At 61.0% G+C, this 12215-nt stretch carries 13 protein-coding genes; all 13 read left to right on the plus strand.

The features are described 5' to 3' along the window. A partial coding sequence (locus JCM25156_RS04145; RefSeq protein ID WP_025812229.1) for an SIR2 family NAD-dependent protein deacylase occupies positions 1 to 722 on the plus strand: 722 nt, incomplete at its 5' end. Positions 723 to 994: 272 nt separating this feature from the next. Continuing rightward, on the plus strand, positions 995 to 1894 hold the full coding sequence (gene nifH, locus JCM25156_RS04150) for a nitrogenase iron protein (RefSeq protein WP_025812230.1): 900 nt from the start codon (positions 995 to 997) through the stop codon (positions 1892 to 1894). Positions 1895 to 1960: 66 nt separating this feature from the next. Next, complete coding sequence (gene nifD, locus JCM25156_RS04155) at positions 1961 to 3448, plus strand: nitrogenase molybdenum-iron protein alpha chain (RefSeq protein ID WP_025812231.1); 1488 nt, start codon at positions 1961 to 1963, stop codon at positions 3446 to 3448. A 62-nt stretch (positions 3449 to 3510) separates the two neighbouring features. Next, positions 3511 to 5046: a nitrogenase molybdenum-iron protein subunit beta gene (gene nifK, locus JCM25156_RS04160; protein WP_025812232.1), complete on the plus strand. Its 1536-nt coding sequence runs from the start codon at positions 3511 to 3513 to the stop codon at positions 5044 to 5046. A gap of 60 nt (positions 5047 to 5106) precedes the next feature. Then, on the plus strand, positions 5107 to 6558 hold the full coding sequence (nifE, locus tag JCM25156_RS04165; RefSeq protein WP_025812233.1) for a nitrogenase iron-molybdenum cofactor biosynthesis protein NifE: 1452 nt from the start codon (positions 5107 to 5109) through the stop codon (positions 6556 to 6558). After that, positions 6559 to 8430, plus strand: coding sequence for a nitrogenase iron-molybdenum cofactor biosynthesis protein NifN (nifN, locus tag JCM25156_RS21425; protein WP_148299314.1), 1872 nt, complete (start codon positions 6559 to 6561; stop codon positions 8428 to 8430). Positions 8431 to 8432: 2 nt separating this feature from the next. Beyond that, positions 8433 to 8900: a NifX-associated nitrogen fixation protein gene (locus JCM25156_RS04180; protein WP_025812235.1), complete on the plus strand. Its 468-nt coding sequence runs from the start codon at positions 8433 to 8435 to the stop codon at positions 8898 to 8900. 12 nt (positions 8901 to 8912) lie between these two features. After that, positions 8913 to 9122, plus strand: coding sequence for a CCE_0567 family metalloprotein (locus JCM25156_RS04185; protein ID WP_025812236.1), 210 nt, complete (start codon positions 8913 to 8915; stop codon positions 9120 to 9122). 2 nt (positions 9123 to 9124) lie between these two features. Continuing rightward, the gene (fdxB, locus tag JCM25156_RS04190) at positions 9125 to 9409 is read left to right on the plus strand and encodes a ferredoxin III, nif-specific (protein WP_025812237.1); all 285 of its coding nucleotides are present in this window, start codon (positions 9125 to 9127) and stop codon (positions 9407 to 9409) included. A gap of 23 nt (positions 9410 to 9432) precedes the next feature. After that, a complete protein-coding gene (locus JCM25156_RS04195; protein ID WP_025812238.1) occupies positions 9433 to 10050 on the plus strand; it encodes a nitrogen fixation protein NifQ in 618 nt (205 codons plus the stop codon). Between the two features lie 204 nt (positions 10051 to 10254). After that, positions 10255 to 10575: a HesB/IscA family protein gene (locus tag JCM25156_RS04200; RefSeq protein WP_025812239.1), complete on the plus strand. Its 321-nt coding sequence runs from the start codon at positions 10255 to 10257 to the stop codon at positions 10573 to 10575. Between the two features lie 44 nt (positions 10576 to 10619). Beyond that, positions 10620 to 11549: a Fe-S cluster assembly protein NifU gene (gene nifU, locus JCM25156_RS04205; protein WP_025812240.1), complete on the plus strand. Its 930-nt coding sequence runs from the start codon at positions 10620 to 10622 to the stop codon at positions 11547 to 11549. A 13-nt stretch (positions 11550 to 11562) separates the two neighbouring features. Then, positions 11563 to 12215 (plus strand): aminotransferase class V-fold PLP-dependent enzyme (locus JCM25156_RS04210; protein ID WP_025812241.1); only part of this gene is annotated, 653 nt, incomplete at its 3' end.

Raw genomic sequence — 12215 nt, forward strand, 5'->3', positions numbered from 1 at the left:
GCCCCGCCGACCTTGCCGCGTTTCTGGGGAGCCAGGTCGCCCTGCCCAAGCGGGCGCGGGGCAATCCGTGGGCCGCGGCGCAGTATATCGAAAGCCGCCGCCACCGCTCCACCCTTACGGCGCTTATGGACAAGGCCTATGCCGAACCGGTGAAGCCCGTGGGGCTGCATGAAATGCTGGCCGCCTACGCCCCGCCGCTGATTGTCGATACCTGGTACGACGGCGCCATGCGTACGGCGCTGGAAACGGGTTGCCCGGCGGATGCGTGGGGCGAGATTCAGGGCATCACCCGCGCGGGTATCGGTGAATTCCAGTGGTTCCGCGCCTATGACGCGGCCGGGCAGGAAGTGCCGGTGGCGGAAGCCCGGAACTGGAAGACCATTCTGTACAAACCCCACGGTTCGGTAACACCGGCCCATAATTACCTGATTGCCGATTCCGATTATGTCGAGGTACTGACGGAAATCGACATCCAGACACCAATTCCGGACATTGTCAGGTTCCGGCGTACTGAATGTGGCTTTGTATTCCTGGGTTGTCGCTTTGATGACCAGATGCTGCGTATCTACGCGCGGCAGATCATGAAGCGCTCCGCTGGACCGTACTACGCCGTGGTGGAGCCGGAAGTGATGTCGCGTAATGAATTACGCTTTCTGGAGATCAACGGCATCCGCCCCGTCTGTATTTCCCTGGACGCGATAACGGATCTGCTGGCCGCCTGAATGACTGGCGGGGGCGGTTTTCCGGGCTGATCAGGCCGCTGCGCATGTTTTCGCGCAGCGGTTTTTTTATGGGGAAAGGGGAGCGGCGGGTGCAATCGCCTGATTTGTCGCCTTTTGTATGAAGCACGACAAAACGGTCAGGAAACTGTCGGTCGCAGGTAAAACAGCCTTTCTTTTTCATCTTTGCACGATGGCACGCTGTTTGCGGATGTCCTTATTGGCGGGCCTAAGAGTCCGCAGTCATGCGATTTATCGGAAAACAGGACGATATCATGAGCAAGCTTCGCCAAATCGCCTTTTATGGAAAGGGAGGCATCGGTAAGTCGACGACCTCTCAGAACACCCTCGCGGCGCTGGTCGAAATGGGCCAGAAAATCCTGATCGTCGGCTGCGATCCCAAGGCGGACTCCACCCGTCTGATCCTGAACGCCAAGGCGCAGGATACGGTTCTGAGCCTCGCGGCCGAAGCCGGCTCGGTCGAGGATCTCGAACTCGAAGACGTTCTGAAGCTGGGCTACAAGGGCATCAAGTGCGTTGAGTCCGGTGGTCCGGAACCCGGCGTTGGCTGCGCGGGCCGTGGCGTGATCACCTCGATCAACTTCCTTGAGGAAAACGGCGCGTATGACGACGTCGATTACGTTTCCTACGACGTGCTGGGCGACGTGGTCTGCGGCGGGTTCGCCATGCCGATCCGTGAAAACAAGGCCCAGGAAATCTACATCGTCATGTCCGGCGAGATGATGGCCCTGTACGCCGCCAACAACATCGCCAAGGGCATTCTGAAGTATGCCCATTCCGGCGGCGTGCGTCTGGGCGGGCTGATCTGCAACGAACGCCAGACCGACCGTGAATACGACCTGGCCGACGCGCTGGCCAAGCGCCTGAACTCCAAGCTGGTTCACTTCGTGCCGCGCGACAATATCGTGCAGCATGCGGAACTGCGCCGCCAGACCGTGATCCAGTACGCGCCGGATTCCAAGCAGGCGGCCGAATACCGCACGCTGGCGGAAAAGGTGCATGCGAATTCGGGCCAGGGCACGGTCCCGACCCCGATCACCATGGAAGAGCTGGAAGACATGCTGCTGGAATTCGGCATCATGAAATCCGACGAGCAGGCGCTTGCCGAACTGGCAGCCAAGGAGGCCAAGGCCTCCGCCGCCGCTTCGCTCTGATTGTCAGGATGTCCGGCGGGAGACTGCCGGACATCGTTTCCCGCTTCCACGAAGGGGACCAAGAAAATGAGTTTGGACAAAGACGTTAACGAAAGCGAGTTCCACGCCCGCCTGATCGCGGAAGTGCTGGAAGCGTACCCGGACAAGGCCAAAAAGCGGCGGCAGAAGCATCTCAATGTCGCGAAGGCCCCGACCGCGGAAGAAACCGCCGAGGGTGATTTCCTCAGCGATTGCGCGGTCAAGTCGAATGTGAAATCCATTCCCGGCGTCATGACCATCCGCGGATGTGCCTATGCCGGCTCGAAGGGCGTGGTCTGGGGCCCGATCAAGGACATGGTCCATATCAGCCATGGCCCGGTCGGATGTGGTCAGTATTCCTGGTCGCAGCGCCGCAACTACTATATCGGCAACACCGGCGTCGATACGTTCGTCACCATGCAGTTCACGTCCGATTTCCAGGAAAAGGACATCGTGTTCGGCGGTGACAAGAAGCTGGAAACGATTATCGACGAAATCGATACGCTGTTCCCGCTGGCCAAAGGTATTTCGGTGCAGTCCGAATGCCCGATCGGCCTGATCGGTGACGATATTGAAGCCGTGTCGCGCAAGAAGAAGAAAGAAACCGGCAAGACCATCGTGCCGGTCCGCTGCGAAGGCTTCCGCGGCGTCTCCCAGTCGCTCGGCCATCATATCGCCAATGACGCGATCCGGGACTGGGTGTTCGACAAGAACGACAGCCCTGAAGAATTCGAGACGACACCTTACGACGTCAACGTGATCGGTGACTACAACATCGGTGGCGACGCCTGGTCTTCACGCATCCTGCTTGAAGAAATGGGCCTGCGCGTGGTTGGCAACTGGTCCGGTGACGCGACACTGGCGGAAATGGAACGCGCGCCCAAGGCGAAGCTGAACCTGATCCACTGCTATCGCTCCATGAACTACATCTGCCGCCACATGGAAGAGAAGTACGGTATCCCCTGGGTGGAATACAACTTCTTCGGCCCGTCGCAGATCGCGGCCTCCCTGCGCAAGATCGCCGCACTGTTCGATGACAAGATCATGGAAGGCGCGGAGCGGGTCATCGCGAAGTACCAGCCCCTGGTCGATGCCGTCCTGGAAAAGTTCCGTCCCCGTCTCGAGGGCAAGAAGGTCATGCTGTACGTCGGCGGCCTGCGCCCGCGTCACGTGGTCAACGCCTATAACGATCTGGGCATGGAAATCACCGGCACGGGTTATGAATTCGCGCATAACGATGATTACCAGCGCACCGGCCACTACGTTAAGGAAGGCACGCTGATCTATGACGACGTGACCGGCTATGAACTGGAAAAGTTCATCGAAGGCATGCGTCCCGATCTGGTCGGCTCCGGCATCAAGGAAAAATACCCCGTCCAGAAGATGGGTATCCCCTTCCGCCAGATGCATTCCTGGGACTATTCGGGTCCGTATCACGGCTATGATGGTTTCGCCATCTTCGCGCGCGACATGGATCTCGCCATCAACAATCCGGTCTGGAGCATGTTCAAGGCTCCCTGGAAAAAAGCTGCCTGAGGCCATAAAGCGGCCCGCGTGCCGTATGGCGCACGCGGGTATGTGAAAGGATTCCCATTACCATGCCTCAAAATGTTGATAAGATCCTCGACCATGCGCCGCTGTTCCGTGAACCGGAATACAAGCAGATGCTGGCCGAAAAGGCGAAGCTGGAGAACATGCCTCCGGCTGAGAAAGTAACCGAAATCGCGGACTGGACCAAAAGCTGGGACTACCGTGAAAAGAACTTTGCCCGTACGTCGCTTACGGTCAATCCGGCCAAGGCCTGCCAGCCGCTGGGCGCGGTTTTCGTGGCGTCCGGCTTTGAACGGACCATGAGCTTCGTGCATGGCTCGCAGGGCTGCGTCGCCTATTACCGTTCGCACCTGTCACGGCATTTCAAGGAGCCGTCCTCGGCGGTTTCCTCGTCCATGACGGAAGATGCGGCGGTGTTCGGTGGCCTGAACAACATGGTGGATGGCCTGGCCAACACCTACAAGCTGTACGACCCCAAGATGATCGCCGTCTCCACGACCTGCATGGCGGAAGTCATCGGCGATGACCTGCATGCCTTCATCGAGACGGCAAAGGAAAAGGGGTCGGTGCCCAAGGAATACGACGTTCCTTTCGCGCACACCCCGGCATTCGTCGGTAGCCATGTCACCGGCTACGACAACATGCTCAAGGGCATTCTGGATCATTTCTGGAAGGGCAAGACGGCCGTTCCGAACACGTCCATCAATATCATTCCGGGCTTTGACGGTTTCGCGGTGGGTAACAACCGTGAACTCAAGCGTATCCTCGGCCTGATGGGTGTGGAATACACGATCCTGTCGGATGTGTCGGACCAGTTCGATACCCCGTCGGACGGTGAGTTCCGCATGTATGACGGCGGCACCAAGATCGAAGCGGCGCGTGACGCGGTCAACGCGGCGGCCACGATCTCGCTGCAGGAATACTGCACGCCCAAGACGCTGGAATATTGCGAGACGTTCGGCCAGAAGACAGCCGCGCTGAACTACCCGCTGGGTGTCGCGGGCACGGACCAGCTGCTGCAGACGATTTCCGAACTGTCGGGCAAGCCCATCCCGCAGGAACTGGAAATGGAGCGTGGCCGCCTGATCGACGCGATGGCCGACAGCCAGTCCTGGCTGCATGGCAAGACCTACGCGATCTACGGTGACCCCGATTTCGTTTACGGCATGGCGCGTTTCATCATGGAAACGGGTGGCGAGCCCAAGCACTGCCTGGCGACCAATGGCTCCAAGGCATGGGAAGCCAAGATGCAGGAGCTGTTCGACAGCTCACCCTTCGGCGTCGGCTGCAAGGCGTGGGGCGGCAAGGATCTGTGGCACATGCGCTCCCTGCTGGCGACGGAAAAGGTCGATCTGCTGATTGGCAACTCCTACGGCAAGTATCTGGAGCGTGACACTGATACCCCGCTGATCCGCCTCATGTTCCCGATCTTTGACCGCCATCACCATCACCGTTTCCCGGTGTGGGGTTATCAGGGCGCGCTGCGTGTTCTGGTGACGTTGCTGGACAAGATCTTCGACAAGCTGGACGACGATACGATGGACCCCGGTGTGACGGATTATTCCTTTGATCTGACACGCTAATGTTCGCGCCGGGCGGCCCCGTGCCGCCCGGATGCGCGGGAAGATAGGTTGGAGAGGACGATGAGCGACGCTTTGAAGGCGAAGGTTGCCGAACTGTTCAACGAGCCGGGCTGCGACAAGAACGCGGCAAAAGGCGAGAAGGAACGCAAGAAAGGTTGCTCCAAGCCGTTGACGCCTGGCGCCGCCGCGGGCGGCTGTGCGTTTGACGGGGCCAAGATCGCGCTCCAGCCGATTACGGATGTGGTGCATCTTGTTCATGGACCTCTGGCCTGTGAGGGCAATGGCTGGGATAACCGGCATGCGGCAAGCTCCGGCCCCAAACTGTACCGGCTGGGTGCGACGACGGACCTGTCCCAGATGGATATCGTCATGGGGACGGGTGAAAAACGGCTGTACAAAGCCATCAAGGAGGTGATCGCGCGGTACGCGCCACCTGCCGTCTTCGTGTATTCCACCTGTGTTCCCGCATTGATCGGTGATGATATTGGCGCGGTCTGCGCCTATGCATCCGACAAACTCGGCACGCCGTGCATACCGGTCGATGCGCCGGGATTTGTCGGGTCCAAGAACCTGGGGAACAAGCTGGCGGGTGAGGCGCTGCTCGATCATGTGATCGGCACGATGGAGCCCGAAGTCAGCACCCCCTGCGACATCAATATTTTAGGTGAATACAACCTGTCCGGTGAGCTGTGGCAGGTCCGTCCGCTATTCGAGGTCCTGGGCATCCGTGTTCATGCCTGCGTGACCGGCGATGCCCGGTACCGCGAGGTCGCGTCCGCACACCGTGCGAAAGTGAACATGATGGTGTGTTCCACCGCACTCATCAATGTCGCGCGCAAGATGGAGGAACGCTGGGGCATCCCCTATTTCGAAGGTTCGTTTTACGGCATAAGCGATACGTCAACGGCCCTGCGTTCAGTGGCGAAACTGCTGGTGTCGCGCGGCGCGCCGGAAGACCTGATCGAGCGGACCGAGGCGCTGGTCACCGCCGAGGAAGCTCGTGCCTGGGCGCGTATCGAACCGTACCGTCAGCGTCTGGCTGGCAAGCGGGTGCTGCTTTATACCGGCGGCGTCAAATCGTGGTCGATCGTCTCGGCCCTGCAGGAGATGGGGATGGTGGTGGTCGGCACCTCGGTCCGCAAATCCACCGATAACGACAAGCAGAAGATCAAGGACATCATGGGTGGTGACGCCCACATGGTCGACAGCATCCCCCCGCGTGAGATGTACGCCCAGCTCCGCCGGGGTGACGCCGACATCCTGCTGTCGGGCGGTCGCACGCAGTTTGTCGCGCTGAAGGCGCGCGTGCCATGGCTCGACATCAATCAGGAACGGCACGAAGCCTATGCTGGATATGATGGCATGGTGACGCTGGTGAAGGAACTCGACCGCTCCCTGTCCAATCCGGTCTGGGCCGATGTACGGCGGCTGGCCCCGTGGGAGGAGGGCGATACGGAAGACTGGCTGGACGACAACGTGCCCCGCCTGACACCTCTGGCGCGGGAGGGTTAAATGGCTGAAATCATCAAGTCACGCAAAGCCGTCTCGATCAATCCGCTCAAGTCCTCCACGCCACTGGGCGCGGCGCTGGCCTATCTGGGCATGGAGGGGGCGGTGCCCCTGCTTCATGGTTCGCAGGGATGCACGTCCTTCGCGCTTGTTCTTCTTGTCCGGCATTACAAGGAGGCCATTCCGCTTCAGACCACCGCGATGGATGAAGTCGCCACCATTCTGGGCGCGGCGGGCAATATGGAAGAAGCGCTGCTGAACCTGCACCGCCGGATGAAGCCACGCTTTATCGGGATCGCCTCCACCGCGCTGGTGGAAACGCGGGGGGAGGATTATGCCGGGGATCTGAAACTGATCCTGGCGCGCCAGCCCGAACTGGCCGATACGTCCGTCGTGTTCGCGTCAACCCCCGATTACATCGGCGCGCTGGAAGACGGATGGGCCGCCGCCGTCAGCGCCGTGATCGAGGGGGTCGTGGCGCCCTGGTCCCCGGCCGTCACGTCATTCCAGCAGGTTAATGTCCTGCCCGGTGTCAACCAGACCCCCGCCGATATTGAGTACCTGCGCGACCTGATCGAGAGTTTCGGGCTGTATCCGGTCATCCTGCCCGACCTGTCCGGTTCGCTGGATGGTCACATAGCCGAGGACTGGTGCCCGACCACCCAGGGGGGCGCACGGCTGGAGGAAGTGGCGCAGATGGCCCGCGCCGTCCATACCATCGCCATTGGCGAGCATATGCGCCAGCCCGCCGATCTGCTGGGCAGCCTGACGGGCGTGCCGGTTACGGTGTTTCCCACCCTGACGGGGCTGGCGCCCAATGACCGCCTGCTGTCCCTGCTTTCGCATATTTCGGGCAGGGCGGTGCCGGGCCGGTACCGCCGCCAGCGGAGCCAGCTTCTGGATGCGATGCTGGACGGGCACTTCCATTTCGGTGGCAAGCGGATCGCCATTGCCAGTGACCCGGATCTCCTGTTCAGCCTGTCGCAGTTCTTTACCGGCATGGGTGCCAAAATCGTGGCGGCCGTGGCCTCGACCGCCAATTCCCCCAATCTGGCGCGCATCCCGACGGAGAACGTCATTATCGGTGACCTGACGGATATGGAAGACGCCGTGCGCGCGGCGGGCGGGGCGGATCTTCTGGTTACCCATAGCCACGGCCGGCAGTCCGCCGAACGTCTTGGCATCCCCCTGATGCGGGTGGGCTTTCCCATTTTCGACCGCCTTGGCACGGCGCATATGCAGACGGTCGGATATTGTGGCACGCGGGATCTGATCTTCCGTGTCGCCAACCTGTTCATGGGCAGATGCATGAACATAAGCCGGACGATTTCGCGCCCGCGCGGACTGCCCCCTTTAACGAGGAGATTGTGCATGACAGCGCGTCACTTGCAGCTCATTGATCCCGCGCCAGCCGATGCCGGTGCGGGTGATGCCGTGGCTGCACCCGTGCCCCGGCTGCGTATCGCGATCGCGACGCAGGATATGAAGTCCCTGAACGCGCATTTCGGCTCGGCGCGCCGGTTTGCCGTATGGGACGTCACACCGGACGAGGCGCATTTTGTCGAGGCCGTGGGCTTTGATGAAGTGTCGGATGAATCTGGCGCGCACAAGGTCGAGGGAGATGACAGGATCGGCCCCAAGGTCGATGCCCTGGCTGGCTGCAATCTCCTTTTCGTACTGGCCATTGGCGGCCCGGCGGCGGCCAAGGTTGTCGGTGCGCGCATCCACCCCGTCAAGCTGCCCGCCGCACAGAGCATCCCGTCGGTTATCGAACGGGTACAGACCATGATGACCGGCAACCCGCCGCCATGGCTGCGCAAGGCGATGGGGGCCGCGACGCCACGTTCCATGGATTTTCTGGATGAGGAGGACTGACGATGTCGCAGACAGGTAATGAAGTCGTTGATGATCCCATGGCGACACCGTTCATGAAGGCGCTGATCGGGCGCATCCGGGCGGAAGACATGTACGGCGCGTGGGAGCGCAAGAAGGATACGGCGCTGCTGGATGATTACATCGTCACCAAGGAAGAGCGCCGCGCCATGCCGATGATCAGCGATCCCGATCCCGACACGCTGGCGCGGGTCGAGACGTTCTATCAGGCCGTAGGTCTGGCCATCGAGCAGGAAACGGGGCTCATGGCCTCGCCCATGATGAAGATGAGCCACGAAGGTTTCGGCCGCGTGATCCTGACAACCGGCCGGCTGGTCGTTCTGGCCAGGTCGCTGCGCGACGTACACCGCTTCGGGTTCGACAGCCTCGCGGTGCTGGCGCGCGAGGGCGAAAAGGCGGTGCGTCAGGCGATCGCGCAGATTGAAGAGTTTCCAGAAGTCGCACGGGCATAACGGAGAAAGAGAATGGTGCAGATTGCGGACATGAAGGCGGAACTGAAAAAGCTGTCCGCGCGGGCGACGCAGGCCAAGATGGACCTGCATGATCTGGCCGAGGATCTGCCCGTCAACTGGCAGACAATCACGGCGGTCGCCGCACGCGCCCATCAGGCCTATGCGGATCTGATCACCAAGCGCGAGGCGCTCAGGGCCGCGGAAGAAAAGGCAGGGGAATAATCATGGATTGCGTAACCCGTGACGGCCGGCCATGGCAGCCGGATTATCTTCTTTCGATCAACCCGGCGGTCTGTATCGGCTGCGGGCGCTGCTTCAAGGTCTGTGGCCGTGGTGTCATGACCCTGCGCGGGATCGATGATGAAGGAAATGTTGTCGATGATGAGGACGAGGACGACGGAGATGTCGAACGCCGCGTGATGGTGATGGCGGATGACGGGGCCTGCATAGGCTGTGGCGCGTGCGCTCGGGTCTGTCCGACCGATTGCCAGACACACGGAGCCGCCTGAAAACCCGAAGGGATGGAAAAGCAATGCAGGCCACGGATATCTACGGCTGGCTTATGGCCGGTAGCGCGGGGGGCGAATGCGACCAGTTCGATGCCCATGTGGTTGCATCCATTCTGGCGTTGTCCCTTGTCCAGGCGCGTGAGCGGGCGGTCCCACTCGCGCAGTTGACCGGGCTGGGCGGCCGGGAGATGGTCGAACTGGTCGGCAGGACGCTGCCCGGGGCCAAAGAGCGTTTTGAACGCCTGGCGGAAATGCCCGCGCCGGAGGTGGATGAGACCGAAGCGGCACTGCGCGACCTGCTGCGCCGGGGCAACAGCACGGAGGATACGGCCTGGGGGCAGTTGATTGCCGCCCTGGTCGCCCGCCGCGCGATGGAGCCCAATCATCTGTGGCAGGATCTGGGATTGCGCCACAGGCGCGAACTCTCATGGCTTCTCGAACGTCATTTCGAGCCGCTGGCACGGCGCAACAGCGCGGACATGAAGTGGAAAAAATTCTTCTTCCGTCTCATCTGCCGCGATGAAGGCTACAGCCTGTGTTCCACGCCCGTCTGTGATGAATGTGACGACTTCGACCAGTGCTTTGGGGAGGAAGACGGTGAAAGCCTGCTCGCGCGCATCGCGGCGGGCAGGGTTGCATGAAAAAACGTACCTTCACCAAAGCGGAATTCCGGTCCCGGCCCTGAGCCGGGATTTTTTGTTTGTCGTGTCCGGACACGTCAGGAAGCCGACAAAGTTGTAAACCGGACAGATCCCGTACGGAGAAGTGGTTGATACTTCCCATCCATGCTTGGCACGCGGCTTGCGTCTTTCCAGACAAACCTTTCGTGGAAAGAGGAGTTCGCGATGATCCAGTTGACGCCAAGTGCCTGTGACGCCGTTCGCTCGGCCATCGCAGGGGCGGCCGGTCCGGTCGACGGCATCCGCATCATGGTGGAATCCGGTGGCTGCTCCGGCTTCAAATACATGATGGGGCTGGTCTCGGCGCCCGAACCGTCCGATGTGATCATGGAAATGGATGGCGTGAAGGTGTTTGTCGATGCGGAGAGCATGCCGCATCTGGACGGCACGACCGTCGATTTTGTCGTGACGCTGGAACAGTCCGGTTTCTCGTTCGACAATCCGAACGCGGCATCCAAATGCTCTTGCGGAAAATCCTTCAGTTAATACGCGTGCCAGGCGATTTCACCAGGTAACGGGAGGCGTGCCCCATGTGGGAATACTCTGATAAAGTACAGGAATACTTCTTCAACCCGAAAAACGCGGGAACGCTGGAAGACGCCAGCGGCGTTGGGGAAGTGGGCGCCATTGCCTGTGGCGACGCGCTGAAGCTCATGATCAAGGTAGATCCGGAATCGGAACGAATTACCGATGCGCGCTTCCAGACCTTTGGCTGCGGTTCGGCGATTGCGTCCTCCTCCGCCCTGACGGAGATCATTATCGGCAAGACGCTTGATGAGGCGCTGAAGATCACCAATCAGGACATTGCCGATTTCCTCGGTGGCCTGCCCCCTGAAAAGATGCACTGCTCGGTCATGGGGTACGAGGCGCTGCGCGCGGCGGTAGCCAACTACCGTGGCGAGGTCTGGGAAGATGACCACGAGGAAGGCGCGCTGCTGTGCAAGTGCTTTGGCATTGACGAAGGCATGATCGAGCGCGCGGTTCGCAACAACGGCCTGACGAGCATGGAGCAGGTGGCCCATTTCACCAAGGCGACGGGAAGCTGCGGCACCTGCGTCGAGGGGGTGGAAGCCGTGCTGGAAAAGACCAATGCCGAGATGGTGGCCGAAGGGCTGCTTGACCCGGCGCAGGCTTTTGTCATGGGCGCGGTTCCGGTCGTGCCGGGGCGCCAGCAGCGCAAATCCCCGGTCGCGCCCCCCGCGCCCTCCGCTTCCAGGATGACGACGGTGCAGAAGATCCGCGTGATCGAGGAAGTTCTGGAAGAACTGCGCCCCGCGTTGCGCAACGATGGCGGCGATTGCGAACTGGTGGATGTGGAAGATAACCGCGTGATGGTCCGCATGACCGGTGCGTGCGTCAACTGCCAGCTTGCGGCGGTGACGGTGCAGGGCATTCAGGCGCGCCTGGCCGAACGGCTGGGCATGCCGGTACGCGTCATTCCGGTTCCGGCCGGAAAATAAGGGAGTGGGCAAGATGAAGGCGGTTTATCTCGACAACAATGCAACCACCCGTGTCGATCCGGCCGCGGTTGCCGCAATGCTGCCCTTCTTTACCGAGCAGTTCGGTAATGCATCATCCATGCATGCCTTCGGTTCGGAAGTGGGCGGCGCGGTGCTGAAGGGGCGGCGGCAGCTACAGGCGCTGCTGGGCGCGCAGTTCGACCACGAAATCGTCTTTACCGGCGGCGGTACGGAATCCGACAACACGGCCATTCTTTCGGCGCTGGAAACGCAGGGCGCGCGTAATGAGATCGTGACAAGCGCCGTGGAACATCCCGCCGTGCTGGCCCTGTGCGCGTGGCTGGAAAAGTCCCGTGGCGTCAAGGTGCATTACATCGGCGTGGATGCGCGCGGCAGGCTGGATGTCGCGGCGTATCGCAAGGCGCTTTCGCCGCGCACCGCCATAGCCTCCATCATGTGGGCCAATAACGAAACCGGCACGATTTTCCCCGTGGAGATGCTGGCCGAACTCGCCCATGAAGCCGGAGCCCTGTTCCATACCGACGCGGTGCAGGCCGTTGGCAAGGTTCCGATGAACCTGAAGGAAACGGCGATCGACATGCTGTCGCTGTCGGGGCACAAGCTGCATGCGCCCAAGGGGATCGGGGCGCTGTATGTACGGCGCGG

This window comes from Komagataeibacter kakiaceti JCM 25156, from assembly GCF_000613305.1.